The sequence below is a fragment of the Pseudomonas sp. VMV1 genome (genome assembly GCF_056790235.1).
This window is the reverse complement of sequence record NZ_JBXGSE010000003.1, coordinates 241,599-267,457: the sequence shown is the minus strand read 5'-3', so window position 1 is coordinate 267,457 and position 25,859 is coordinate 241,599. Positions and strand designations below refer to the sequence as shown.

The 25,859-nt window shown below is 66.7% G+C and carries 24 protein-coding genes; 14 read left to right on the top strand and 10 right to left on the bottom strand.

The annotated features are described in order from the left end of the window. Window positions 1-93: 93 nt before the first annotated feature. The 5 genes from vapB to gcvT all read left to right on the top strand — a co-directional run bounded on the left by vapB (window position 94) and on the right by gcvT (window position 5,637). The gene (gene vapB / locus ACUCV0_RS11285) at window positions 94-324 is read left to right on the top strand and encodes a type II toxin-antitoxin system VapB family antitoxin (RefSeq protein ID WP_271653592.1); all 231 of its coding nucleotides are present in this window, start codon (window positions 94-96) and stop codon (window positions 322-324) included. Further along, entirely contained in the window at window positions 324-737 is a 414-nt protein-coding gene (gene vapC / locus ACUCV0_RS11280; RefSeq protein ID WP_323148200.1) for a type II toxin-antitoxin system tRNA(fMet)-specific endonuclease VapC, read from the top strand. Before vapB ends, vapC begins: the two co-directional genes overlap by 1 nt. A gap of 301 nt (window positions 738-1,038) precedes the next feature. Next, window positions 1,039-1,407 carry a glycine cleavage system protein GcvH gene (gcvH, locus tag ACUCV0_RS11275; RefSeq protein ID WP_482212704.1) on the top strand — a complete coding sequence of 123 codons (369 nt, stop codon included), beginning with the start codon at window positions 1,039-1,041 and terminating at the stop codon, window positions 1,405-1,407. A 7-nt stretch (window positions 1,408-1,414) separates the two neighbouring features. Continuing rightward, window positions 1,415-4,270, top strand: coding sequence for an aminomethyl-transferring glycine dehydrogenase (gene gcvP, locus ACUCV0_RS11270; protein ID WP_482212703.1), 2,856 nt, complete (start codon window positions 1,415-1,417; stop codon window positions 4,268-4,270). Window positions 4,271-4,527: 257 nt separating this feature from the next. Then, window positions 4,528-5,637, top strand: coding sequence for a glycine cleavage system aminomethyltransferase GcvT (gcvT, locus tag ACUCV0_RS11265; RefSeq protein ID WP_482212702.1), 1,110 nt, complete (start codon window positions 4,528-4,530; stop codon window positions 5,635-5,637). A gap of 143 nt (window positions 5,638-5,780) precedes the next feature. On the opposite strand, the gene ACUCV0_RS11260 is transcribed toward gcvT, so the two are convergent. Next, window positions 5,781-6,395 (bottom strand): glutathione S-transferase, encoded by a 615-nt coding sequence (locus ACUCV0_RS11260; protein WP_482212701.1) that lies wholly within the window; start codon window positions 6,393-6,395, stop codon window positions 5,781-5,783. A 156-nt stretch (window positions 6,396-6,551) separates the two neighbouring features. Here ACUCV0_RS11260 and ACUCV0_RS11255 point away from each other — a divergent pair, with 156 nt between their 5' ends. Next, entirely contained in the window at window positions 6,552-7,457 is a 906-nt protein-coding gene (locus ACUCV0_RS11255; protein ID WP_482212700.1) for a LysR substrate-binding domain-containing protein, read from the top strand. Window positions 7,458-7,472: 15 nt separating this feature from the next. On the opposite strand, the gene ACUCV0_RS11250 is transcribed toward ACUCV0_RS11255, so the two are convergent. Then, complete coding sequence (locus ACUCV0_RS11250; RefSeq protein WP_156428920.1) at window positions 7,473-7,664, bottom strand: hypothetical protein; 192 nt, start codon at window positions 7,662-7,664, stop codon at window positions 7,473-7,475. Between the two features lie 244 nt (window positions 7,665-7,908). Here ACUCV0_RS11250 and ACUCV0_RS11245 point away from each other — a divergent pair, with 244 nt between their 5' ends. Further along, window positions 7,909-9,867 carry a DNA topoisomerase III gene (locus ACUCV0_RS11245; RefSeq protein ID WP_482212699.1) on the top strand — a complete coding sequence of 653 codons (1,959 nt, stop codon included), beginning with the start codon at window positions 7,909-7,911 and terminating at the stop codon, window positions 9,865-9,867. Here the strand turns inward: ACUCV0_RS11245 and ACUCV0_RS11240 are convergent. The 5 genes from ACUCV0_RS11240 to ACUCV0_RS11220 all read right to left on the bottom strand — a co-directional run bounded on the left by ACUCV0_RS11240 (window position 9,854) and on the right by ACUCV0_RS11220 (window position 14,978). Continuing rightward, a complete protein-coding gene (locus ACUCV0_RS11240) occupies window positions 9,854-10,186 on the bottom strand; it encodes an endonuclease domain-containing protein (RefSeq protein WP_059313148.1) in 333 nt (110 codons plus the stop codon). The genes ACUCV0_RS11245 and ACUCV0_RS11240 overlap by 14 nt on opposite strands. A 728-nt stretch (window positions 10,187-10,914) precedes the next feature. Further along, window positions 10,915-11,223, bottom strand: a complete 309-nt coding sequence (locus ACUCV0_RS11235) for a hypothetical protein (RefSeq protein ID WP_017642364.1) — start codon at window positions 11,221-11,223, stop codon at window positions 10,915-10,917. Between the two features lie 174 nt (window positions 11,224-11,397). After that, a complete protein-coding gene (locus tag ACUCV0_RS11230) occupies window positions 11,398-12,705 on the bottom strand; it encodes an MFS transporter (RefSeq protein ID WP_059313149.1) in 1,308 nt (435 codons plus the stop codon). Between the two features lie 169 nt (window positions 12,706-12,874). Continuing rightward, a complete protein-coding gene (locus ACUCV0_RS11225) occupies window positions 12,875-14,200 on the bottom strand; it encodes a sigma-54-dependent transcriptional regulator (RefSeq protein WP_271653599.1) in 1,326 nt (441 codons plus the stop codon). Window positions 14,201-14,324: 124 nt separating this feature from the next. Further along, window positions 14,325-14,978 (bottom strand): thermostable hemolysin, encoded by a 654-nt coding sequence (locus ACUCV0_RS11220; protein ID WP_482212698.1) that lies wholly within the window; start codon window positions 14,976-14,978, stop codon window positions 14,325-14,327. Between the two features lie 132 nt (window positions 14,979-15,110). Here ACUCV0_RS11220 and ACUCV0_RS11215 point away from each other — a divergent pair, with 132 nt between their 5' ends. Then, window positions 15,111-15,326, top strand: coding sequence for a hypothetical protein (locus ACUCV0_RS11215; RefSeq protein ID WP_059313158.1), 216 nt, complete (start codon window positions 15,111-15,113; stop codon window positions 15,324-15,326). Here the strand turns inward: ACUCV0_RS11215 and ACUCV0_RS11210 are convergent. From ACUCV0_RS11210 to phoB, 3 genes are read right to left on the bottom strand one after another with little or no spacing between them, the layout of a single operon-like run. Continuing rightward, window positions 15,323-17,074 (bottom strand): sensor histidine kinase, encoded by a 1,752-nt coding sequence (locus tag ACUCV0_RS11210; RefSeq protein ID WP_482212697.1) that lies wholly within the window; start codon window positions 17,072-17,074, stop codon window positions 15,323-15,325. The genes ACUCV0_RS11215 and ACUCV0_RS11210 overlap by 4 nt on opposite strands. A gap of 55 nt (window positions 17,075-17,129) precedes the next feature. Continuing rightward, a complete protein-coding gene (gene phoR, locus ACUCV0_RS11205; protein ID WP_482212696.1) occupies window positions 17,130-18,443 on the bottom strand; it encodes a phosphate regulon sensor histidine kinase PhoR in 1,314 nt (437 codons plus the stop codon). 18 nt (window positions 18,444-18,461) lie between these two features. Continuing rightward, window positions 18,462-19,151, bottom strand: a complete 690-nt coding sequence (gene phoB / locus ACUCV0_RS11200; protein WP_007159925.1) for a phosphate regulon transcriptional regulator PhoB — start codon at window positions 19,149-19,151, stop codon at window positions 18,462-18,464. Window positions 19,152-19,310: 159 nt separating this feature from the next. On the opposite strand from phoB, the gene ACUCV0_RS11195 reads away from it, so the two are divergent. The 6 genes from ACUCV0_RS11195 (at window position 19,311) to ACUCV0_RS11170 (ending at window position 25,819) form a co-directional block, all read left to right on the top strand. Next, window positions 19,311-20,105, top strand: a complete 795-nt coding sequence (locus ACUCV0_RS11195; protein ID WP_482212695.1) for an IclR family transcriptional regulator — start codon at window positions 19,311-19,313, stop codon at window positions 20,103-20,105. Continuing rightward, a complete protein-coding gene (locus ACUCV0_RS11190; RefSeq protein ID WP_482212694.1) occupies window positions 20,102-21,055 on the top strand; it encodes a 2-dehydro-3-deoxygalactonokinase in 954 nt (317 codons plus the stop codon). Before ACUCV0_RS11195 ends, ACUCV0_RS11190 begins: the two co-directional genes overlap by 4 nt. Further along, window positions 21,048-21,674, top strand: coding sequence for a 2-dehydro-3-deoxy-6-phosphogalactonate aldolase (locus tag ACUCV0_RS11185; RefSeq protein WP_271653612.1), 627 nt, complete (start codon window positions 21,048-21,050; stop codon window positions 21,672-21,674). Before ACUCV0_RS11190 ends, ACUCV0_RS11185 begins: the two co-directional genes overlap by 8 nt. 122 nt (window positions 21,675-21,796) lie before the next feature. Beyond that, entirely contained in the window at window positions 21,797-22,945 is a 1,149-nt protein-coding gene (dgoD, locus tag ACUCV0_RS11180; protein WP_017642356.1) for a galactonate dehydratase, read from the top strand. Between the two features lie 402 nt (window positions 22,946-23,347). Next, a complete protein-coding gene (locus ACUCV0_RS11175; protein ID WP_059313164.1) occupies window positions 23,348-24,673 on the top strand; it encodes an MFS transporter in 1,326 nt (441 codons plus the stop codon). Window positions 24,674-24,766: 93 nt separating this feature from the next. Next, on the top strand, window positions 24,767-25,819 hold the full coding sequence (locus ACUCV0_RS11170; protein WP_017642354.1) for an SMP-30/gluconolactonase/LRE family protein: 1,053 nt from the start codon (window positions 24,767-24,769) through the stop codon (window positions 25,817-25,819). Window positions 25,820-25,859 lie beyond the last annotated feature (40 nt).

The window sequence follows — 25,859 nt, the reverse complement described above, 5'->3', positions numbered from 1 at the left end:
GGTATCGCCCGATGCCGAGAGATAGCTGAATTGACACATCCAACCCCATCATTATTATGGGATATACATTTGACATATCCCAGGAGGTTGGTCGTGGAACAAGGTGCTGTATTTCAGAGTAATCGCAGTCAGGCGGTGAGACTGCCGAAGGCGGTTGCCCTGCCCGAAGACGTGAAGCGAGTCGACGTAGTCGTTGTCGGCCGCGCGAGAATCATTACCCCGACCGGGGAATCTTGGAATTCTTGGTTTGAGGGAGAGGGCGTCACCGCGGATTTCATGGCAGAACGTGATCAGCCTGCCGAGCAGGACCGTGAGGGCTTCTAATGCTCAAGTTCATGCTCGACACCAACACCTGTATCTTCACCATCAAAAATCGGCCGGAATCGGTTCGTGAGGCCTTCACAAGGCACCATGGCCAGTTGTGCATCAGTACGGTCACCCTGATGGAGCTGATCTACGGTGCGGAAAAATCTTCTAGCCCGGAGCGCAATCTGGCTGTGATCGAGGGCTTCGCCGCTCGCTTGGAGGTCTTGAAATACGGTCTCGAAGCAGCGGCACATACCGGACAACTGCGTGCCGAGTTGGCCAGGGCGGGTCAGCAAATTGGCCCCTATGATCAGATGATTGCGGGGCATGCGCGATCCCTAGGCCTGATCGTGGTTACTAATAACCGCCGCGAGTTTGATCGGGTGCCGGGCTTGCGCGTTGAAGACTGGGTTACCGCTGAAAAAGGTTAGCGAGTAAAAGGGTACTTAACCTGCCTTTGTCCGCATTGCATAGATAAGAGATGAACTCTTTATAGCTGATAGCCTGTCTGTCGGACCCAGGAGCTCAGCTAATTTCGTATCGATTACGATACGGTGTACTTGAATCGATACGTCCGTTGCAGGCTCCTTCTCAGATCGTAACGATTTCGCTACAGGCGGAATCTGCTGATCTAGCTAAGCCGCTGAAATCATTGAATTTTATTCCTGGCACTAGCCTTGCAGCAGCAGATTCCATCTATCCATCAGGACCAAGGTCCGCAGGAGTCTGGCAATGAGTCTGCGCTATACCGAAGAACACGAATGGCTGCGTCAGGAAGCCGATGGCAGCATCACCGTCGGCATCACCGACTATGCTCAGGACTCGCTGGGTGACCTGGTCTTCGTGCAACTGCCGGAGCTGCGTAGCTATGCCCAGGGTGATGAGGTCGCGGTGTTGGAGTCGGTCAAGGCCGCCAGCAATATCACCATGCCGCTGGACGGCGAGGTCCTGGCGGTCAACGAGGCGCTGAACGACGCGCCCGAGACCATCAACAGTGATCCGCTGAACGCCGGCTGGTTCTTCCGCTTCCAGCCCACCGATGCCGCGGCCTTCGCCGCGCTGCTCGATGAAGCCGCCTATCAGCAACTGATCAAGGGGTAAGACCGCCATGTCGCTGCACGATACCCTCAGCACCGCCGACGAATTCGTCCCGCGCCACATCGGCCCGCGCGAGCTGGACGAGATCGCCATGCTCGACCTGCTCGGCTACGAATCCCTGGACGCCATGACCGCCCAGGTGATCCCCGAGAGCATCAAGGGCACCAGCGTGCTGGACCTGCCCGCCGGGCTGTCCGAAGCCGATGCCCTCGCTGAATTGCGCGCCATCGCCGGCAAGAATCGCCTGCTCAAGAGCCTGATCGGCCAGGGCTACTACAACACCCATACCCCGGCGCCGATCCTGCGCAACCTGCTGGAAAATCCGGCCTGGTACACCGCCTACACCCCCTACCAGCCGGAGATTTCCCAGGGTCGCCTGGAAGCCCTGCTCAACTTCCAGACGCTGATCGGCGACCTCACCGGCATGCCGGTGGCCAATGCCTCGCTGCTGGACGAAGGCACTGCCGCCGCCGAGGCCATGACCTTCTGCAAGCGCCTGGCGAAAAACAAGGCCAGCGCCTTCTTCGCCTCCGTGCACTGCCATCCGCAGACCCTCGACGTCCTGCGCACCCGCGCCGAGCCGTTGGGTATCGAGGTAGTGGTGGGGGTGGAAACCGAGATCGAGGACCACGGCCGCTTCTTCGGCGCCCTGTTCCAGTACCCGATGACCACCGGTGAGATCCGTGATTACCGGGAGAGCATCCAGGCCTTCCAGGCGGCCGGTGCTCTGGTGGCCATGGCCGCCGACCTGCTGGCCCTGACCCTGCTCACCCCGCCCGGCGAACTGGGTGCGGACGTGGCCATCGGCACCGCCCAGCGTTTCGGCGTGCCGCTCGGTTTCGGCGGCCCGCACGCCGCGTATTTCGCCACCCAGGACAAGTACAAGCGCGACATGCCCGGGCGGGTCGTCGGCGTCTCCATCGACCGCCACGGCCACCCCGCCTATCGCCTGGCCCTGCAGACCCGCGAGCAGCACATTCGCCGCGAGAAGGCCACCAGCAACATTTGCACCGCCCAGGTACTGCTGGCCAACATCGCCAGCATGTACGCGGTCTACCATGGTCCCGAAGGCCTGGTCCGTATCGCCACCCGAGTGCAGCGTCTCACCAGCCTGCTGGCCGCCGGCCTGCAGCGCCTGGGCCACCAGACCCAGCACACCGCCTTCGACACCCTGACCCTGGTGTTCGGCGAGCGCACCGCCGCCCTGCACGAGGCCGCGCGTGCCCGCGGCTACAACCTGCGCGACGTCAGCGCCGAGGCCCTGGGCGTCGCCCTGGACGAGACCAGTACCCTGGCCGATGTCCAGGCGCTGCTGGAGATCTTCGCCGACGGCAAGGCCGCGCCCCAGGTCGCCGAACTGGGTGAAGCGGAGGGCGTCGAGCTGCCCGAGGCGCTACGGCGCCAGTCGGCCTTCCTGACCCATCCGGTGTTCGCCAGCCATAGATCCGAGACCGAGCTGATGCGCTACCTGCGCAAGCTGGCGGACAAGGACCTAGCCCTGGATCGCACCATGATCCCGCTGGGCTCCTGCACCATGAAGCTCAACGCCGCCAGCGAGATGATCCCGGTCACCTGGGCCGAATTCGGCAGCATCCATCCCTTCGCGCCGGCCGACCAAGCCGAGGGCTATGCCCAGCTCACCACCGAGCTGGAGGCCATGCTCTGCGCCGCCACCGGCTACGACGCCGTCTCCCTGCAGCCCAACGCCGGCTCCCAGGGCGAGTACGCGGGTCTCTTGGCCATTCGTGCCTATCACCAGAGCCGCGGCCAGGGCGAGCGCGACGTCTGCCTGATCCCGGCGTCGGCCCACGGCACCAACCCCGCTACCGCCAGCATGGTCGACATGCGCGTGGTGGTGGTGGCCTGCGACAAGCGCGGCAATGTCGACCTCGATGACCTGCGCGCCAAGGCCGAGCAGCACAGCGAGCGCCTGGCCGCGCTGATGATCACCTACCCGTCCACCCACGGGGTGTTCGAGGAAGCCATCCGCGAGATCTGCCAGGTGGTCCACGACCATGGCGGCCAGGTCTACATCGACGGCGCCAACATGAACGCCATGGTCGGCCTCTGCGCCCCGGGTCAGTTCGGCGGTGACGTCTCCCACCTCAACCTGCACAAGACCTTCTGCATCCCCCATGGCGGCGGCGGTCCGGGCGTCGGCCCAATCGGCGTCAAGGCGCACCTGGCGCCCTTCCTGCCTGGCCATGCCCGGCTGGAACGCAAGGAAGGTGCGGTCTGCGCGGCGCCCTACGGCAGCGCCAGCATCCTGCCGATCTCCTGGATGTACCTGAAGATGATGGGCAGCGCCGGTCTGACCCGCGCCTCCCAGATCGCCATCCTCAGCGCCAACTACATCGCCCGCCGGCTGGAAGAGCACTATCCGGTGCTCTACAGCGGCACTGGCGGTCTGGTGGCCCACGAGTGCATCCTCGACCTGCGTCCGCTCAAGGACAGCAGCGGCGTGACCGTGGACGACGTGGCCAAGCGCCTGATCGACTTCGGCTTCCATGCCCCGACCATGTCATTCCCGGTGGCCGGCACCCTGATGATCGAGCCTACCGAGAGCGAGTCCAAGCAGGAGCTGGATCGCTTCTGCGACGCCATGATCGCCATCCGTGAAGAGATTCGTGCCCTGGAGGCCGGCACCCTGGATCCCCAGGACAATCCGCTGAAGAACGCGCCCCATACCGCGCGTGAGCTGGCAGGCGAGTGGACTCATCCCTACAGCCGCGAGCAGGCGGTATTCCCGCTGGCGACCCTGGTGGACGGCAAGTACTGGCCGCCGGTGGCGCGCATCGACAACGTCTATGGCGATCGCAACCTGGTCTGTTCCTGCCCGCCGATCGAGGCGTACGGCGAGGCCTGACCCTCACCCCCGGCCCCTCTCCGGGAGGAGAGGGGAGCAAAGCCGCGGCACTCCGATAGCTCTGCAGCCGTTGTGCAGGGTGTCCGAGCGAAGCACCGCTCGTCCCCTCTCCCTCAGGGAGAGGGCCGGGGTGAGGGAAATCCGAAGCACCGAGGTCGCGTCTCGCTCGTCAGCGGCAGGCACGACCCACTCAGATAACAGCTTCCTGCTCTGGAGGACCGGAGTGCGGAAGCCGCCACCCGACACGGAGCCCCACCATGTCCCTGCTCAAGACTTCTCTGCACGCCCTGCACCAGGAACTCGGTGCCCGCATGGTGCCCTTCGCCGGCTACGAGATGCCGGTGCAATACCCGCTCGGCGTGCTCAAGGAGCACCAGCACACCCGTGCCCAGGCCGGGTTGTTCGATGTCTCCCACATGGGCCAGGTCATGCTCGAAGGCGAGGAAGCCGCCGAGGCCCTGGAGACCCTGGTCCCGGTCGACATCATCGACCTGCCCAGCGGCATGCAGCGCTATGCCCTGCTGACCGACGACAACGGCGGCATCCTCGACGACCTCATGGTCGCCAACCTGGGCGACTGCCTCTATCTGGTGGTCAACGCCGCCTGCAAGGAAGCCGACCTCGCCCACCTGGAAAAGCACCTGGGCGATCGCTGCCAGGTGCTGCCGCAATTCGATCGCGCCCTGCTGGCCCTGCAGGGGCCTGCAGCCGCTACGGTCCTGTCGCGCCTGGCGCCGGAAGTGGCCGAGCTGACCTTCATGCAGGTGCGTCGCGTGAAGCTGCTGGACCAGCCCTGCATCGTCAGCCGCAGTGGCTACACCGGTGAAGACGGCTACGAGATCTCGGTGCCGAGCGCCGCCGCCGAGGCCCTGGCCCGCCGTCTGCTGGCCGAGCCGGAAGTCGAGGCCATCGGTCTGGGTGCCCGGGATTCCCTGCGTCTGGAAGCGGGCCTCTGCCTCTATGGTCACGACATGGATGCCGGTACCACGCCGGTCATGGCCAACCTCGGCTGGGCCTTGTCCAAGGTGCGCCGTGAAGGCAATGGCCGCGCCGGCGGTTTCCCCGGCGCCGAGCGTATCTTCACCGAGCAGCGCGACGGCGTGAGCCGCAAGCGCGTGGGGCTGCTGGTGCAGGAGCGGGTACCGGTACGCGAGGGGGCGGAGCTGGTGGATGCCAATGGCGCCAGCATCGGTCGCGTGACCAGTGGCGGCTTTGGCCCGACCCTGGGCGCTCCGGTGGCCATGGGGTATGTCGACAGTGCTTTCGCCGCCGTCGATACCCCGCTGTTCGCCGTGGTGCGTGGCAAGCAGGTCCCGGTCAAGGTCGCCAAGACCCCCTTCGTGCCGCAGCGGTATTACCGTGGGTAAGTAGTCGCCAAGAGCATCGCGGCCATGGCGGTCCGCCGATGCGGCTAATCCTGCGGGACTCTGGTGCTTTGTTGATCGCGGCCATGGGCCGCTCCTACAGGTACGGACGTTACCGTAGGAGCGGCCCATGGCCGCGATGCTTTTTAGGCCACCGGATAATCTCGAAACACCGACAGCGCCTCCGCCTCGGCGGTCAGGGCCTCCAGCATCGGGTAATTGCGCCGCTCAATTAGCTCCGGCAGGGCGAAGTGCAGGAAGGTCCAGGCCACGGCGGTGTCGATGGCGTCCTGGCCGATGCTGTCCTCACCCAGCGGCGGACGCGGGCCCAGCCAGGCCTTGTCCAAGGCGCCACAGGCCGCGCGCAACTGCCCTTCCACCCTTTGCTGCCAGGGCGCATGGCGCTTGTCTGCCGGCCGCAGGTCGCGCTCGTACAGCAGCTGTACCGCCTTCTCGGATAGGGCCAGCGCCAGGCCGCTTCGACTGAGCGCGGTCGCCCGCGCGGCATGGCCACTGGGCAGCAATTGCCGGCTGCCGCAGGCGAGGTGCTGGGCGTAGTCCAGAATCAGTGACGAATCCATCAGCCGCTGGCCATCCAGGCAGATCAGCGTGGGCGCCTTGAGTACCGGATTGAAGCTGCGAAAGCGCTCGACCTCACGGAAGAGCGATATCTGGCGCAGTTCGAAGGGCAGAACCAGCAGGCGAAGGGAGATCGCGACCCGCCGCACATAGGGGGAGTCGAGCATGCCGATGAGTTGCATGGGAGGCGTCCTGTCAGAAAGGGTGAATCCTGTTTCACGTGGAACGTCATCCGCATAACGTGTTTCACACTGGATGCCGCTCTGGACAAGACATTAGGGCTTGGGCGAAGCTGCTTCCAGCGAGGAAATCTGACTGAATCGTTAAGGAAAGCTTACATGTCACGGGTGCCACCGCTGAATGCCCTGCGTTGTTTCGAAGCGGTAGCGCGGCTGAGCAGCGTGACCCGGGCGGCAGCCGAGTTGCACCTGACCCATGCCGCGGTCAGCCAGCAGGTGAAGGGGCTGGAACATCAACTGGGCATGGTGCTGTTCGAGCGTCAGGGGCGCGGGATAGAGGTCACCGGTGACGGTCGCGTCTATGCCGAGCAGGTCCGCCAGTTGCTCGAGGATCTGGGCGAAGCCACACGGCGGCTGCAGGCCCGACCGCGCCGTAACGAACTGGTGTTCGCCACCTTTCCGTCCTTCGCCGCGCACTGGCTGCTGCCGAGGCTGCCCCGCTTCAGCGCCCTGCACCCGGAGTACCGTATCCGCCTCCAGACCAGCCTGGATTTCCAGGATCTGCGCCAGGGCATGGTGGATATCGGCGTACGCATGGGCGAGGGGCAATGGGATGGTCTGACGGCGCTACGACTGTTCCAGGACGATGTGCTGCTGGTGGCTGCGCCTGGCTACAACGGTGGGCAGCTGCCGCGTAATCTGGACGAAGCCCTCGCACAGCCGCTGATGCATACGGAGGAAACCTGGCTGCACTGGGGCGAGACGGCGGGTCTGGGCGAGGCGGCGCCCAATCGCGGTATCACCGTGAACGATTCCAACGTGGTGCTGGAGGCGCTGCGCCTCGGTCAGGCGCTGGCGCTGGAACGGCGTAGCCTGGTGCAGGCGGCGCTGAACGAGGGGCGCCTGGTCCAGCTCAGTCCGGTGGTGGCGCCCTATCCCTACGCCTACTGGCTGGTCTGGCCGGAGCGTGCCGAATCGGCGGAAAAGCAGGAGCGCTTCACCGCCTGGATCCAGGCCGAGGTCGCGACCTATGTGGCCGCGATCAAGACTCGGGCGCCCGGCTAGGGCGCCAGGGACGTCTTAGCGCAGCAGCAGCTTGCGACGGCCGTCCGGCCAGACTTCCCAGAGTTGATCGTTGATACGCTGCACCTGGCTGGTGGTGCGGCGCATGGTGGTGATCGCGGCCCGCAGCGCCTGGCTGCTGGCGGTATCCACGTGATTACCGGCGCCGGTGCTCTCGGCCTTGGCGCGATCCATAGCTACAGTGTTCATTGACGCCTCCCAGAGCTCGGCTAAAGACGGCGAAAATGCCGTAGCCCAAGGACCGGCCGTCACGGGCAAGATTCCGCTCCCCCCGTAGCAGCCGTTCAAGCTGTGATCCACGTCCTACGGGCGCTGTGGCCTGTTGGGCGAATTTGCGCAAAGACCGCTTTCTGTACGGATATACAGATTAGTCCTTGCGCTGCCCGGCGCCGCTTTGCATCCTGTGGCGATTCCCTCCGGTACGACGCCCGCCATGCAGCTGTATCTCTGCGAAAAACCCTCCCAGGCCAAGGACATCGCCCGTGTCCTCGGTGCCAATCGCCGTGGCGAGGGCTGCCTGCAGGGGCAGGGCGTGACCGTCACCTGGTGCATCGGCCACCTGCTCGAGACAGCACCACCGGACGCCTACGACGCCCGCTACAAGCGCTGGTCGCTGGACGACCTGCCCATCGTGCCCGAGCAATGGAAGCTACAGGTCAAGAAGACCACCGGCAGCCAGTTCAAGGCGGTCAAGCGCCTGCTGGGCGAGGCCAGTGAGCTGGTGATCGCCACCGACGCCGATCGCGAAGGCGAGATGATCGCCCGCGAGCTGGTGGAGCATTGCCGTTATCGTGGGCCGATTCGCCGGCTGTGGCTGTCGGCGCTGGATGATGTCTCCATTCGCCGCGCCCTGGCCGCGCTCAAGCCCGGTGCCGAAACCTATGGGCTGTATCAGTCTGCGCTAGGTCGCTCGCGCGCCGATTGGCTGATCGGCATGAACATGAGCCGGCTGTTCACCCTGCTGGGGCGCCGTTCGGGTTACCAGGGCGTGCTCTCGGTAGGGCGGGTGCAGACCCCGACCCTGCGCCTGGTGGTGGACCGCGACCGCGCCATCGCCGCCTTCGTGCCGGTGCCTTTCTGGACCGTGGAGGCGACCCTGGAGGCCTCTGGCGGACGCTTTCAGGCGCAGTGGCAGCCCCCGGAGGCCGTCTGCGACGACCAGGGTCGCTGCCTCAAGCCCGAGGTGGCCCAGGCCGCGGCCCGGGCTATCGAGGCGGCCGGGCAGGCCCGACTGCTCAAGCTCAAGACCGAGCGTATCCGCGAGGCGGCGCCCTTGCCCTTCGACCTGGGCACCCTGCAGGAGGTGTGCTCCAAGCGATTGAATCTCGGCGCCCAGCAGACCCTGGACGTCGCCCAGGCGCTCTACGAGACCCACAAGCTGATCACCTACCCGCGCAGCGATTGCGGCTACCTGCCGCTCTCCCAGCACGCCGAGGCCCCGGCGCTGCTCGCCGCCTTGCTGGGCGCCGATGCGAGCCTGGCACCGCTGCGCGAGCATCTGGACGCCAGTCGTCGCTCGCGGGCCTGGAACGACGCCAAGGTCAGCGCCCACCACGGCATCATCCCGACCCTGGTCACCCGCGACCTGGGCCGCCTGAGTCTTCAGGAGCGCAATGTCTACGGTCTGATTCGCGCACGCTATCTGGCGCAGTTCCTGCCGCAGCATGAGTTCGACCGTACCCAGGCCGACTTCGAGGCCGGTGGCGAACGCCTGCGCGCCACGGGCAAACGCCTGGTGGAGCCGGGCTGGCGCCGCGCCTTGCCCGAGTCGCTCACGCCGCCCAAGGGCCGCGAGGCACCGCCGCCCCAGGCGCTGCCCGAGTTGCGCGAGGGAGAGCACTACCCCGTGGTCGAGGTGCGCTGCCGGGATCAGCTGACCCAGCCGCCCAAGCCCTTCACCGAGGGCGATCTGATCAAGGCGATGAAGAATGTCGCCAAGCTGGTGGAGGATCCGGCCCTCAAGCAGAAGCTCAAGGACACCACCGGCATCGGCACCGAGGCGACCCGCGCCGGCATCATCCAGGGCCTGCTGGATCGCGGCTACCTGGTGAAACAGGGCAAGGCCCTGGCGGCGACGCCAGCGGCCTTTGGCCTGATCGACGCCGTACCCCGGGCCATCGCCGATCCAGGCACCACGGCGCTCTGGGAACAGGCGCTGGATCGGGTGCAGGAGGGCGAACTGAGCCTTGCGGAATTCGTCACCAAGCAGTCGGCCTGGATGGGCAAGCAGGTGGAGCGCTGCCTTGGCCTGACCCTGACCATCAGCGGCCCGCCGCCGGCGGGCAAGGGCGCGCCTTGGAAGAAGAAGCGGCGTACCGGCGGGACCAAGGCCAAAGCCAAGCCGGGTGGCGCACCGACGCGCGCGCGCAAGCCCAAGGTCAAGCCTGGCTGAGTACGGCGTACAGGCGTTCGAGCACGGCGTCGGGCTGGGTCAGGACGTCATGGTTCCAGAAACGCAGGGTCTGGAAGCCCTGGGTCTCCAACCAGGCATCGCGTTCACGGTCATTGGCGCTGCCTTGATGCTGGCCGCCATCCAGCTCGATCACCAGCCGTGCTTCCAGGCAGACGAAGTCAAGGATGTAGCGGCCGTAGGGGTGCTGGCGGCGGAATTTATGGCCTTGCAGACGCTTGCCGCGCAGGTGGTACCAGAGCAGGCGCTCGGCATCGGTCTGGCCTCGGCGCAGGGCGCGGGCATGGGTGATGAGGGGCATGGGAATCCTTTCCCTTGGTGTATGGGCGGCCCTCACCCCAACCCTCTCCCGGAGGGAGAGGGGGCGGTACGGAGTGAGGGGTGATCTGGGGAGTATCGCCTGGAACAGTGGAGTTCGCGAGGCGCTGAGACGGCGCTTTGCGCGATGTTCGAGATGGCGGAGAAGGGCGCAGCTGAGGCGCTTGGGACCGTGGCGATAGCGCGGCCCTCACCCCAACCCTCTCCCGGAGGGAGAGGAAGCTGTACGGAGTGAGGGGTGATCTGGAGAGTATCGCCTGGAACAGTGGAGTTCGCGAGGCGCTGAGACGGCGCTTTGCGCGATGTTCGAGATGGCGCAGCTGAGGCGCCTGGGACCGTGGCGATAGCGTGGCCCTTACCCAGCCCTCTCCCAAAGGGAGATGGGGTGATACCGATCGAAGAGGGCTATGGAGTGACCGAGGAGATCAAAAGGTAGGCAACACGGCCAGGATCGCTATCGCAGTAACACCGAAACGACACTGAAGCTCTTGTCTGGAGGGGAAGCCCTTCGCCGCTCCAGGCCGCCCCCTCTCCCTGGGGGAGAGGGTTGGGGTGAGGACGGCAGGACCAGGTATCGTGAATCGCTATCGCAGTAACACCGAAACGAAATCGAGGCTCTTGTCTGAAGGGGAAGCCCTTCACCGCTCCAGACCGCCCCCTCTCCCGGCGGGAGAGGGTTGGGGTGAGGGCGCAAAGCCCCGTGCCCGCGTCTTATTTCTTCTCGAACGCCGCTGCGGCGGTGGCGTAGGCCGCTTCGTGGTAATCGAATTCGGCGGACTGGACCAGCAGGGTTTCCTCGTCCTCGGTGAAGGCGATCACCGGGCGATAGGAGAGGCCGTCGGCCTTGATCTCGGCTTCGTCGATGAGCTTGGAGAGATCGAAGGCGAAGTCACCGCAGATGGCCTTGGCCTGGGCGTCGGTGATGCCGTGTTTCTTCAGGGCATCGCGCAGCAGGGTGCTCCACTGGTATTGAAACTGGATACCCAGTTTGGCGTAGCTGGGACCGTAGTCGATTTCCATGAGTGTGTAACCGGGGCTTGGGAGGAGGGGGCGAACTCGCCACAGCGGCCTGCGAAATGACCGTTGTGAACGCTGCCGGTGGCCCTACGATGGCGTGCCCCAAAGCCCAGGCAAAGGGGGGCGGGCCGGACGGCCAAATCTAATGACCGAGAGGCCCGCACCACGGACGAGCGGTTATTCGTGCACGATACGCGAGTGGTCGCGGGTGTCCTTCATGAAGACGTAGACCAGCAGCGAGCAGGCGATGCAGCCGGTCACGTACCAGTAGTAGCCGCTCTCCATGCCGATGCTCTTGAACCACAGTGCCAGGTATTCAGCGGTGCCGCCGAAGATGGATACGGTCAGGGCATAGGGTAGGCCGACGCCCAGGGCGCGGATCTCGGTAGGGAACAGCTCGGCCTTCACCACGGCGTTGATCGAGGTGTAGAAGCTGACGATCACCAGCGCCACCATGATCAGGCCGAAGGCGCCCCACCAACTGGTGACGCTGCCCAGGGCCGTGAGGATCGGATAGGTGAACAGGGTGCCCAGCACACCGAAGGCGATCAGCACCGGACGCCGGCCGATGCGGTCGGAGAGCGCGCCGACGACAGGCTGCAGCAGCATGAACAGGAACAGGGTCGCCGCCGAGATGGAGGTGGCGTCGGTCTTGCTCATGCCCACCGAGTTGACCAGGTACTTCTGCATGTAGGTGGTGTAGGTGTAGAACGCCAGGGTGCCGCCCATGGTCAGGCCGACCACGGTGAGGAACTCCTTGGGATGCCGCGCCAGGGTGCGCATCAGCGATTCCTTGGGCTTCTCGGCCTTTTTGAAGGAGCTGGTCTCCTCCATGCCACGCCGCAGATAGAGCGCGGTCACGGCACAGCCGGCGCCGATCAGGAAGGGAATCCGCCAGCCCCAGCTTTCCAGCTGTTCGACGCTCAGAGTCTGCTGCAGCACGATCAGGGTGGCCAGGGCCAGGAGCTGGCCGGAGATCAGGGTGACGTACTGGAAGCTGGAGTAGAAGCCGCGACTTTCCTTGGTCGCCATCTCGCTCAGGTAGGTGGCGGAGGTGCCGTATTCACCGCCTACCGAGAGGCCCTGCAGCAGGCGCGCCAGGACCAGCATGATGGGCGCGGCGACGCCGATGGTGGTGTAGCTGGGGGTGAGGGCGATGATCAGGGAGCCGGCGCACATCATGATCACCGAGACCATCAGCGCGGACTTGCGTCCGGCCTTGTCGGCGTAGAGACCCATCAGCCAGCCGCCGATGGGACGCATGAGAAAGCCCACGGCAAAGATGGCGGCGACGTTGAGCAACTGGGCGGTCTGGTCGCCCTTGGGGAAGAAGGCCTTGGCGAAGTACAGCGAGAAGGCGGCGTAGACGTACCAGTCGTACCATTCGACCAGGTTGCCGACGGAGCCGCTGAAGATGGACTTGATGCGCTGCGAGGTGGTCTTGGGCGCGGTCTGGCCGGCCGCGAGGGTAGCGGTGCTATCCACAGGGTGTTCCTCTTGTCATTGTTATTAGGGCGCTCGGGGCGTCGACAAGAGTGATTGCAGGGGGCGTGCCAGGCCGCGAAACCGCGCCCTGTCTACCTTTGCGGGTAGTGGATCGGCGAAAGGCCGCCGAATGCCCGGTGGCGATGAGCGGATTTCCGCCTATGGCGGATCAGTCGCCCTCACGGAAATCGGCGCGGAGCAGGCCGTGGCGCTGCATCTTCTCGTTGAGGGTGCGTCGTGGCAGTTGCAGCTCGTCCATCACCGCCTTGATCTCGCCCCCGTGGCGAGCCAGGGCGGCGCGCAGGCACTGGGCCTCGAAGGCTTCCAGCTGATCGGCGAGGGAGTGGCCGGCGGCCTGGGTCGGGGTGCCGAGGCCCAGGACTTCGCGCTCGGCCGCATTGGCCAGCTCGCGCACGTTGCCCGGCCAGCCATGGCCGAGCAGCTGGGCCAGCCGCGTCGCGCTGGGCGGAGTGACCGGGCGCCCCAGGCGGGCACTGGCCTCGGCGAGGAAGTGGTCGAACAGCAGCGGGATGTCCTCGCGCCGGGCCCGCAGCGGCGGCAGGTGCAGTTCGGCGACGTTGAGGCGATAGGCCAGGTCTTCGCGAAAACGCCCGGCGCGTGCCTCTTCCAGGAGATCCGGCTTGGTCGCGGCGACGATGCGCAGGTCCAGGGCGATGCTCTGGTTGGAGCCCAGGCGCTCCAGCCGCTGCTCCTGCAGCACACGCAGCAGCTTGACCTGCTGCGCCAGGGGCATGCTTTCGATCTCGTCGAGAAACAGGGTGCCGCCGTTGGCGTATTCCAGCTTGCCGATGCGCTTGCCCTGGGCGCCGGTGAAGGCGCCGCTCTCGTGACCGAACAATTCGCTTTCGAACAGTTGCTCGGGGATGGCCGCGCAGTTGAGGGCGACGAAGGCCTTGCCGGCGCGCGGCCCGACGTCGTGCAGGCAGCGGGCGACCAGCTCCTTGCCGCTGCCGGTCTCGCCGCGCAGGAGGACGTTCACGGGCGTTGGCGCCAGGTCGAGGATCTGCTGGCGCAGGCGGACGATACCCGGCGAGACGCCCAGCAGCCGGCGGGCGAGGACGCTCTGGTCGTCCACCCGGCGGTGCAGCTGGCGGTTCTCCAGGACCAGCCGACGCTTTTCCAGGGCGCGGCCGAGATCGCCCAGCAGCGCCTCGGGGCTGAAGGGTTTTTCCAGGAAATCGTAGGCGCCCTGGCGCATGGCGGTCACCGCCAGGGCGACGTCGCCGTGGGCGGTGAGCAGGATCACCGGCAGATCGCGATCCAGGGCCTGCAGTCGTTCCAGCAGGGCCAGGCCGTCCATGCCGGGCATGCGCACATCGCTGACCACCACCCCGGCGAAGTCCGGCGTAACCGCCGCCAGGCACTCCTCGGCGCGGGCGAACAGCCGCACCTGATGCCCCGACAGCTCCAGCCACTGGCGTACCGCCTCGCGGATGCTGGCTTCGTCATCGACCAGATAGACCTGGGCTTGCATGGGGCGTCCTCTCGCGGCCGGTGCGTCGCTACCTTGCCCGAAGGCCGGCGACGGGTCGAGCCCCTAGCCGGGTCCTGGCAGCACCGGCAGGCCGAGACGGGCGCAGGCGCCGCCCTCGGGACGGTTACTCAGTTCGATGCGGCCATCCAGGTGCTGGGATGCCGGCTTGCAGCAGCTGGTGATAGCCCTGGCGGATATCGCCGGCACACACCTGGGGGGCGTTGGCATAGTAGGAACTCCAGCTCTCGCGCTCGGCGCCCAGGCAGGCCGGATCGGCTGCGCCGAGCACCTGGGGCGCGAGGCCGAGCCGATGGAAGCTGTTGATCAGGCGGGTAGCCCCGGTAAAGGTCACCCAGCGCAGGCCGCTCCGGGCCAGCAGCCAGGTGGTGACGATGATCAGCAGTCGGGCCTGGCCGGCGCAGAGGGTCGCCAGGTTGCCGACCTCCACCACCTCCGTCCGGTCGATGGGCTGGCCGAGCGCAGTGGCCAGGTGGTGTTCCACCGGCCGGGGCAGATAGCGTTCGAGAAACAGCGGCTGGTCCAGGGCGAGGCGGATCCCCGCCGCTGCCTGCAGCGCCCCTGCGGCATCGCGCAGGGAGAGCAGCAGCGGCAGGAAGTGGGCGATGTGGGCGCCGTGTTCCAGGGCGAAGCGGGTGCGGATGAAGGCCTCGGTCGCCAGGCGTCCGGGTGCCTCGGCCGGCTCCAGGCTGGCCAGCAGCGCGCCGCTGCGGTCGGCCAGGGTAAAGCAGGTAGGGGACTGCCAAGTCACGTCGAGCATCGCGACCTCTCCAGGGGAATGCGAGGTTGCAGTCTTGGCGGTCAAGCTGAAGGCAATCTGAAGTGCCGCTTCATCGCAGCTTCAGCTTGCCGGGCTAGGGTCGCGCTCCATATCCCCCGGTGGAGTTCTGCCATGTCCGAAGAAGAAGTGCTCACCGCCGAGGAGACCGCCGACGGCCACTGGCCACTGGCCAGGATCCTCGCCGGCATCCTCGCCAGTGCCTTGATCGGTGGCGTCGGGCTGCCCTTGCTGGATGCCACCCGTGGCTGTTGGGATGCGCTGAGCCTGCTGGTGACCGGGGTGCTCGGCTGGGGCTTCGCCCTGCTGGTGACGCTGTGCGTACGTTAAGTCGACGTCTCGACGGCGGCGGGCAGGCGTAGGGTAAAGACCGCCCCTTCCGCGCCGTTGGCGGCGCTCAGGCTGCCGCCCTGGGCCTGGATGATCGCCGAGGACACGGCCAGCCCCAGGCCCAGGCCTTCGCCCACCGGCTTGGTGGTGAAGAAGGGGTCGAACACCTGGCCCAGGTGCTCGCTGGCAATGCCGCCGCCGTTGTCCGCCACCTCCAGCTGCCAGCGCTCGCCGTCACGCTGCAGCCTGACCCTGACTTGGGGTGTCGGGCGTTCGGCCACGGCGTCCAGGGCGTTGCGCAGCAGATTGACCAGCACCTGCTCCAGGCGGATGGGGTCGCCCAGCAGCCAGGCCGGGCGTCGCAGGTCAAGGATCAGCTCGGCGCCCACTTCGGCGCGGCGCGCTTCCAGCAGCTCCAGCGCCTGCTCCACCACCAGCGCCAGGTCGACCCGCTCGCGCAGGCCGGCGGGCGTCTTGCGCGCATAGGTCTTGAGGTGGGCGGTGAGGCCGCTCATGCGGGTGAGCAGGCCGTCGAGGCGTTCCAGGGCGGCGCGGGCTTCATCCAGCCGACCGTGATCCAGCAGCAGCCGCAGACTCGCCAGGTGCATGCGCTGGGCGGTGAGCGGCTGGTTGAGTTCGTGGACCAGGGCCGCCGACATCTGCCCCAGGGCAGCCAGCTTGGCGGCCTGCACCAGGCCATCCTGAGCGGTGCGCAGCTCGGCGGTACGGGCCTCCACCAGTTGCTCCAGCTCCAGTCGACTGCGCTGGCGCAGGCGCTGCAGCCGCCGTCGCTGAACCAGCAGGAGGGCGGCGCAGACCAGCAGCAACCAGGCACAGCCAGCGGCCAGGGCCGCGCCCAGGCCGCCACCCTGCAGCTCCCGGGTCGGTCTGAGCAGGTGCAGGGTCCAGCCTTCGCTGGGCAGCGGCAGGCTGTCCCAGAGGTAGTCGGCGGTGCCTTCCGGTGCCTCGATACGGGCCACCTGGCGCTGATCGCCCAGGACTATCCGCTGACTGTGAGGCAGCGGTTGCAGGGTGCGTCTGTCGTACTGCCGGGTGATGGCCAGTTCGGCGTGCTCGGCTGGGGTCAGCTCACGCAGCAGGCGATAGCGCCAGGCCGGCCGGTTGGCGGCGAAGACCACGCCGCGGGCATCGCTCACCAGCAAGACCTCGGGATGATCGCCCCAGCGCGCCTCGATGGCGGGGAATTCCAGCTTGACCACCACCGCGCCGAGAAAGCGCCTCTCGGCGTCCAGCACCGCATGGGAGAGGAAGTAGCCGGGAATGCCGGTGGTGACGCCCACGGCATAGAAGCGGCCGCTGCCGCCCGCGAGGGTCTCGCGGAAATAGGGACGAAAGCCATAGTTGTGGCCGACGTAGCTGCTGGGCAGCCGCCAGTTGCTGGCGCCGATGGCTAGTCCGCTGCGGTCCAGCACCTCCAGGGTCGAGGACTGGGCGGCGGCATTGAGTTTTTCCAGCTTGAGATTGAGGCGCTCGGTGGCGACGGCATCGGGCGGGGTGGTGAGGGCGGCGATCAGCTCGGGATCCTGGGCCAGCACCGCGGGCAGGGCGCGAAAGCGGTCGATCAGGGTCTGCAGGCTGCTGGCATGCAGGCGCAACTGTTCCTGGCCGAGCAGGCTGGCCTCGGCCAGGGTCCCCCGTTCGGCACGCTGCCAGGCCAGCACGCTGACCAGCAGACCGCCGAGCAGGGCGAGCAACAGGACCGGCAACAGGCGCAGGGCAGGGGGCATGGCGGGAGACCGTGGCAGGAGTGGCCGGACGATAGCACGGCGGGGAGGGGGTAGTTCAGGCCAAGGCAGCGGTGCGCGTGGCGATCTGCTCGGGTTGGAAATGGCAGGTGAAGCAACTGCCCTCGCCGGGCACGCTGTGGATGTCCAGGCCGCCGCGGTGGCGGATCAGCACGTGCTTGACGATGGCCAGGCCCAGCCCGGTGCCACCGGTGCTGGACGCGCGGCTGGCGTCGATGCGATAGAAGCGTTCGGTCAGGCGCGGCAGGTGGCGGGCATCGATACCGGGCCCGGTGTCCTGCACGGCGACATGGGCCCCCTCGGCATCCTGCCAGGCGCGGACCCGCACCTCGCCACCCTCGGGGCTGTACTTGACCGCGTTGAACACCAGGTTGGAAAAGCAGCTGCGCAGTTCCGTCTCGCTACCCAGCAGCGCCAGGTCAGGTGCGCAGTCCAGGCTCAGGCGGTGGCCGATGGCGCCGGACAGGGCGCGGCCGTCCTGCAGGATGGAGGCGAGCAGTGGCTCCAGGGCTACCGGGCGATTGTCAGCGGGATAGTCGGTGGCTTCCAGGCGCGCCAGCAGCAGCAGGTCGTCGATGGTGTGCTGCATCCGGCCGGCTTGCTGCTGCATCTGTCCCAGTGCCCGGCGCCAGCGCGGGGTGGCGTGCTCGGCGTTGTCCAGCAGGGTTTCCAGGTAGCCGGTGATCACCGTCAGCGGGGTGCGCAATTCGTGGGAGACGTTGGCGACGAAATCCTTGCGCATCTGTTCCAGCTGGTGGAGGCGGGTGACGTCACGCACCAGCAGCAGGCGATCGCCCTCGCCGAAGCGGGTGACCAAGATGTGCAGGTACTGGTCGTCGTTGAGCGGTGACGCCAACTCCAGCGGTTCACCGTAGTCGCCACCGAGAAAGTAGTCGGAAAAGCGCGGATGGCGCACCAGGTTGGTGATGGGTTGGCCGAGGTCCTGGGGCTGGCGCAGACCCAGCAGGGTTTCCGCGGCGCGGTTCCACCATTCCAGGTTGCCATAGCGGTCCACCAGGATGATGGCGTCGCGCAGGGCCTCGGTGGAGGCCTGGGCGCGGCCGATGACGGCGAGCAATTCTTCACGCTGGCGCTGCTCGTGGCGCTGGCGGCGATAGAGCCGGTCCAGCACATCGCCCCACAGCCCTTCGGCCTCGGGCGGTGCGCCCGGGGCATCGCTCAGCAGCCAGGCATGCAGCCGCAGCAGGTGTTTCAGGGTGACCGCCAGATAGACCGCCAGTCCCAGAGCCACCGCCAGCCCGACATGGCCGAAGGGCCAGCCGGCCAGGGCGCAGCTGCCGACCACGGTCGACAGCTGGGTGGCCAGACGGGAGCGCCAGTTGATGTTCACGGCGGCGGTGATCCCGCGTCAGAGTTTGGTGGAAAAGCGATACCCGGTGCCGCGCACCGTCTGTACCAGGTTCTCGTAGGTCTCGCCCAGGGCCTTGCGCAGGCGACGGATGTGCACGTCCACGGTGCGCTCCTCGACATAGACGTTGCCGCCCCAGACCTGGTCGAGCAACTGGCCGCGGGTGTAGGCGCGCTCCTGGTGGGTCATGAAGAACTGCAGCAGGCGGTACTCGGTGGGCCCCATCTCGGCGGGAGCGCCATCGATGGTCACCCGGTGGCTGATCGGATCCAGGATCAGGCCGTTGACCTCCAGCGGACCGTCGTTCTCCAGGTGGCCGGTACGGCGCAGCACGGCTTTCAGGCGCGCCACCAGCTCGCGGGGCGAGAAGGGCTTGGTGATGTAGTCGTCGGCGCCGGTTTCCAGGCCCTGGACCTTGTTGTCCTCGTCACCCTTGGCGGTGAGCATGATGATGGGAATGGCATCGGTCAGCTCGTCGCGCTTGAGGCGCCGAGCCAGCTCCAGGCCGGAGGTGCCGGGCAGCATCCAGTCGAGCAGGATGAGATCGGGCTTGCGATCGACGATCAGGGCGTGGGCGTCCTTGCTGTTGTCCGCCTCCAGGCATTCATAGCCCGCCATTTCCAGGGCCACGGCGATCATTTCGCGAATGGGGGCCTCATCGTCGACGATCAGGATGGATTTACCCGTCATGGAGCGCTCTGCCTCTCGAGTCCTTGCAATGTGCCGTGCATTAGATAGCGCCAATATTGCAGCTATGTGACAAGGCTGTCATATCTAACTTTAATCCCACAATATGGGATGACGTATCACATATTGAGATTTGCCAGCGAGGCTTCTAGAGTGAAGGCCATGAACGACAACAATTCCAACAAGGGCGAAGCGCCCAGCGGGGCTCAGGCGCTGTTTCGCGGCCTGGCCGTGCTCGAAGCCGTGGCCGCCGGAGCCGACAACCTGGCTCAGGTCGGCGCCGCCATCGGCTGTACCCGCAGCACCACCCACCGCCTGGTCGCCGCCCTGACCCAGGCCGGCTACCTGCGCAGCGACGGGGGGCGGTTGATCCTGGGCAGCCACCTCATCGCCCTCGGCTACCAGGCTCGCGAACAGCTGCCGCTGACCGGCGTGGCCCGACCCCATCTGCAACGCCTGGCCCAGCACTGCGGCGACACCGTGCACCTCGGTGTGCGCGAGGGTGGCGATGTCCTTTATCTGGACAAGCTGCCCGGCAGCCGGGGCCTGGAGATGAGATCCCGAGTCGGCCTGCGCATGCCGCTGGCGCTGACCGGCGTCGGCAAGGCGCTGATGCTGGATCTCCCTGAAGAGGAGTGGGAAGCCCTCTACGGCGAAGGCGTGGCCCGGCGTACCGGGCAGCCCGGCCTGCGCGAGGACTTCCTGCCCTGGGCCGACTATCGCGCGCGCCTGCGCCGCCATGCTGCCGAAGGCTATGCCCTGGATCTGGAAGAGAATGAACTGGGCATCCGCTGCGTGGCCGCACCCATCCGTGGCGCCGACGGCGCCATCGTCGCGGCCCTGAGTGTCGCCAGTGCCATCCCCTACATGCCCGAGGCGCGGCTGCACGAATTGCAGCCCGAGGTCACTGCCTGCGCCCGGGCCATTTCCCGCGAACTTGGCTGGAGCCCCGCATGACCGCCACCCCGCACCTTATCGGCCTCGACTGGGGCACCTCGTCCCTGCGGGCCCAGCTGTTCGACGCCCAGGGTGCCGTGCTGGAAACCCGCAGCCGCCCCTGGGGCATCATGCATGTGCCGGAGGGCGACTTCGCCGCGGCCTATCGCACCTTGGTGGGCGACTGGCACGATGCTCAGCCGGACCTGCCCGCCATCGCCTGCGGCATGGTCGGCAGTCGCGGTGGCTGGCGCGAGGTGCCCTATGCCGAGTGTCCAGCCGATGTCCACAGCCTGGCCGCCGGTCTCCTGCGCCTGGACAGCGGCTGCGGCGATCTACACCTGGTGCCCGGCGTGATGCAGCGCGGTGCCTTGCCCAACGTGCTGCGTGGCGAGGAAACCCAGGTGTTCGGCGCCCTCGAACTGGAGCCGGACCTGGCCGCCGAAGCGCTGCTGGTATTGCCCGGTACCCACAGCAAGTGGGTGCGGGTGCGTGACGGTCGCCTCACTGATTTTGCCACCTACATGACCGGCGAGCTGTTCGCCGTCTTGCGGGAACACTCCATCCTGGGGCGCCCGGCCACCGAGGCCGGTCCCGAAGCCAGTGCCGAGGCCTTCCGCCTGGGCCTGGTCACCGCCCGCGACGCTGGGGCCGAGGGCCTGTTCGGCCGCCTCTTCACCGCCCGCAGCCGCGTGCTGGCCGGTGAGCTGACCGCCGCGCACAGCCTCGACTACCTGTCCGGGCTGCTGATCGGCGAAGAATTGCGCAGCCAGGTCGCCGCCCTCGCGGGCTCGGCCTGCCCGCCCCTGGTGCTGATCGGCGACGCCGCGCTCTGCCAGCGCTATCGCGACGCCCTGGCACTGTTCGATATCCACCAGGTTCGCCTGCTGGAGCAGGCCACCCGGGCCGGGCTCTGGCGCCTGGCCCAGGCCGCCGGCCTGCTCCCCACCTCTGGAGGCTCCCATGCTTGATACCTACCTCAAGGACCTGCCGCTGATCGCCATCCTGCGCGGCGTTACCCCGGACGAGATCGTCCCGGTCGGTCGTGCCCTGTACGACGCCGGCTTTCGCGTCATCGAGATCCCGCTTAACTCGCCGCAGCCCTTTGAGAGCATCCGCCGGCTGACCGCTGAGTTGGGTGAAAGCTGCCTGATCGGCGCCGGCACCGTGCTCACCGAGGCCCAGGTGGCCGAAGTGGACGCCGCGGGCGGCCGGCTGATCGTCTCGCCCAATGCCAACCTGGCGGTGATCCGTGCCAGCAAGGCCGCTGGCCTGGTCAGCGCCCCAGGCGTCGCCACCCCGTCGGAAGGCTTCGCCGCCCTCGACGCCGGCGCCGACAGCCTCAAGCTGTTTCCGGCCGAGCAACTCGGCCCGGCCGTGGTCAAGGCCTGGCGCGCGGTCTTCCCCAAGGAGCTGGCGCTCCTGCCGGTGGGTGGCATCACCCCGGACAACATGGGTCCCTACGTGGCAGCCGGCGCCAACGGCTTCGGCCTCGGCTCGGCGCTGTACAAGCCGGGTCTGACCGCGGCCCAGGTCAGCGCCAATGCCCAGGCCTTCGCGGCGGGATGGCAAGTAGCCAAAGGTTCCTGATTATCGCGGTCATGGCGGTTCGCCGCTGCGACCGCTCCTACGGATACCCCTGTAGGAGCGGTCCATGACCGCGAGCTGCCCAATCCCTCGATCCCAATAATTACAGTCGAGATTTCCACACCATGAAAATCACCAAACTCACCACCTACGTCGTCCCGCCGCGCTGGTGCTTTCTCAAGATCGAGACCGACGAGGGCATCCACGGCTGGGGCGAACCCGTGCTGGAAGGGCGCGCCCACAGCGTGGCGGCGGCGGTCGAGGAACTGGCCGACTACCTGATCGGCAAGGACCCGCGCAATATCGAGGACCACTGGACGGTGCTCTACCGAGGCGGCTTCTATCGCGGCGGCGGCATCCATATGAGCGCCCTGGCCGGCATCGACCAGGCCCTGTGGGACATCAAGGGCAAGGCCCTGGGCGTACCGGTGCACGAGCTGCTGGGCGGCCAGGTACGCGACAGCATTCGCGTCTATTCCTGGATCGGCGGCGACCGCCCGGCGGAGACCGCGGCCCAGGCCCTGGAGCGCCAGGCCAAGGGCTTCACCGCGATCAAGATGAACGCCAGCGAAGAGATGCAGTTCGTCGACACCTACGACAAGGTCGACCAGGTGATCGCCAACGTCGCCGCCATTCGCGATGCCTGTGGTCCGCACTTCGGCATCGGCGTGGACTTCCACGGCCGGGTGCACAAGCCCATGGCCAAGGTGCTGGTCAAGGAACTGGAGCAGTTCCGCCTGATGTTCATCGAGGAGCCGGTGCTCAGCGAGCACCATGAAGCGCTCAAGGAAATCGCTCTGATGAGCAACACGCCCATCGCCCTGGGCGAGCGGCTGTACTCGCGCTGGGACTTCAAACGCATCCTCCAGGAAGGCTACGTCGACATCCTGCAGCCCGATCCGTCCCACGCTGGCGGCATCACCGAAACACGCAAGATCGCCAACATGGCCGAGGCCTATGACGTGGCCATCGCCCTGCATTGCCCGCTCGGCCCCATCGCCCTGGCGGTCAACCTGCAGCTGGACGCCAACTGTTACAACGCCTTCATCCAGGAGCAGAGCCTGGGCATCCACTACAACCAGGGCAACGACCTGCTGGACTACATCAAGAATCCCGAGGTGTTCGACTACGCGGATGGCCACGTGAAGATTCCTCAGGGGCCAGGACTGGGCGTCGAGGTCAACGAGGAGTTTGTCAAGGAACAAGCCGCCATTGGCCATCGCTGGCGCAACCCGATCTGGCGGCACAAGGACGGCAGTTTCGCGGAGTGGTGATTAGCGCCCTCACCCCAACCCTCTCCCGAGGGGAGAGGGGGCAAAAGCGGGAGCTCCGGTCCCGACGCTCACACTGACCGTCCCCTCTCCCTCTGGGAGAGGGCCAGGGTGAGGGAAAAGCGGCGCCACCGTTAATGGCCAGGCACACCGCTGACCCCTCACCCCAACCCTCTCCCCAGGGGAGAGGGGGCAAGAGCAGGGGAGCGGGGCTCGACTACCGCACCGACCATCTCCTCTTCCTTTGGGAGAGGGGGCAAAAGCAGCAACCGGAGCGCTGATCTCGACCTCCGCACCGACCATCCCCTCTCCCTCTGGGAGAGGGCCAGGGTGAGGGCCGCTCCAGCGCCCTGACCCCCAGACATCGACAACGCTCGCCACAACGTCAATTACAGGACCCGAGCCATGCCCACTCCCACCCAGGCCTCTCCGGCGACGGCTGCGGCCGCCCCGACTCTGGCCAAGCCCAGCCGGGCGCGCTTCTTCATCATGACGCTGCTGTTCGTCACCGTGGTGATCAACTACCTCGACCGCAGCAACCTCTCCATCGCCGCCCCGCACCTGGCCCAGGACCTGGGCATCGAACCGGTGCACATGGGGCTGATCCTCTCGGCCTTCGGCTGGACCTACGCCGCCATGCAGATCCCCGGCGGCTGGCTGGTGGACAAGGTCGCCCCGCGCATCCTCTATCCCGTGGCCATCGCGCTCTGGTCGCTGGCCACCATCGGCCTGGGTTTCGTTGGCAGCTTCATCGGCCTGATCATCCTGCGGCTTGCCGTGGGCGCCCTGGAGGCACCGGCCTATCCGATCAACAACCGGGTGGTCACCACCTGGTTTCCCGAGCGTGAGCGGGCTACCGCCATTGGCTTCTACACCTCCGGCCAGTTCGTCGGCCTGGCCTTTCTCACCCCGGTGCTGATCTACCTGCAGCAGACCTTTGGCTGGCACATGGTCTTTGTCGTCACTGGCGGTGTCGGCATCCTCTGGGCGGCCGTCTGGTACCTCGTCTATCGCGAGCCCAAGGATTTCCGCGGCGCCAACGCCGCCGAGGTCGCGCTGATCCAGGAAGGTGGCGGTCTGGTCGATCTGGAGCAGAAGAATCGCAGCCGCGCCGCCTTCCAGTGGCGTGACCTCTGGAGCGTGCTCAACAAGCGCAAGCTCTGGGGCATCTACATCGGGCAGTTCTGCCTCAACTCCACCCTCTGGTTCTTCCTTACCTGGTTCCCCACCTACCTGGTGAAATACCGCGGCATGGACTTCATCAAGGCCGGCTTCCTTGCCTCGCTGCCGTTCCTGGCCGCCTTCCTCGGCGTGATCTGCTCGGGCCTGCTGTCGGACTGGCTGGTCCGCCGCGGCGCCTCCGTGGGCCTGGCGCGCAAGCTGCCGATCATTGGCGGCCTGCTGATCTCCACCAGCATCGTCGGCGCCAACTTCGTCGACTCCCCGGCGCTGATCATCGCCTGCCTGGCACTGGCCTTCTTTGGCAACGGCCTGGCTTCCATCACCTGGTCGATGGTCTCGGCCATGGCGCCGGAGCGGCTGATCGGCCTCACCGGCGGGATGTTCAACTTCATCGGCAACCTCTCGGCCATCTGCGTGCCCATCGTCATCGGCTTCCTGGTCAAGGACGGCAGCTTCGCCCCGGCCATCGCCTTCATCGGCGTGACCGCGCTGGTCGGTGCGCTCTGCTATGGCTTGGTGGTGGGCAAGGTGGAACGTCTGCCCGAATAAGGGCGCCTAAGGAAGCGCTGCGTGCCTGTCCTGGCACGCGGTGCTCTGCCACCGGCCTTGCCGGACCTATAACGACAACAAAGGAGTTTCCTCATGCCTCTCGCCCGTCGCACCTTTCTTGGCGTGTCCCTGGCCGCCTCGGCCGGTCTGGTCGCCAGTCGCGCCCTGGCCGACGACAAGTTCGGCCTTACCCGTAACTGGGAAGGCAAGCCGCCCATCGTCATGCCCGATCCGGCCTGGGAGATCCACGACCAGGCCTTCAAGGGCCGCCTGGGTAACGCCTTCGTCGAGCGCCTCTGGTCCGGTGGTCTGTGGACCGAAGGGCCGGTGTGGATGGCCGACTGGCGCTGCCTGCTGTTCAGCGACATCCCCAATGCCCGGGTGATGCGCTGGAGCGCCGATGACGGCCACGTCAGCGTCTATGACGACCAGTCCCACAACGCCAATGGCCACACCCGTGACCGCGAGGGTCGGCTGATCAGCTGCGAGCACGACAGTCGCCGCGTCACCCGCCGCGAGTTGAACGGCAGCGTCACGGTGCTGCTCGACCGCTTCGACGGCAAGCCGCTGAACGCCCCCAACGACGTGGTGGTCGGGGCCGATGGTGCCATCTGGTTCACCGATCCCGGCTACGGCATCCTCGGTGCCTACGAGGGCCACAAGGCCGAATTCGAGCTGCCCACCAACGTCTATCGCATCGACCCCCAGGGCAAGGCCACGGTGGCGGCGGGCGACTTCGGCCGGCCCAACGGCCTGGCCTTCGCCCCCGATGGCAAGCGGCTCTACATCAGCGACACCGCTGGCGGCGGCAATCCCGGCAAGCCCAACCACCTGCGTGCCTTCACCCTCAAGGACGACGGCACCCTGGGCGGCGGCGAGGTGCTGATCGATGCCAAGGACCAGGGCGTGATCGACGGCTTCCGCGTCGACAGCGACGGCAACCTCTGGTGCAGCTGGGCCGGTTCCGCCGAGCAGAACAGCGTGCGCGTGTTCAATCCGAGCGGCCAGCCGCTGGCCACTCTGCACCTGCCGGAAACCGTCTCCAATGTCGAATTCGGCGGTCTCAAGGGTAATCGCCTGTTCATCACTGGCGGTGGTTCGCTCTATGCCACCTATGTGAACGCCCAGCCCGCGCGGCTCTGGTAAGGGCCTCTTACCGGCCGAACCAAGGGTCGTTAGACAGGTC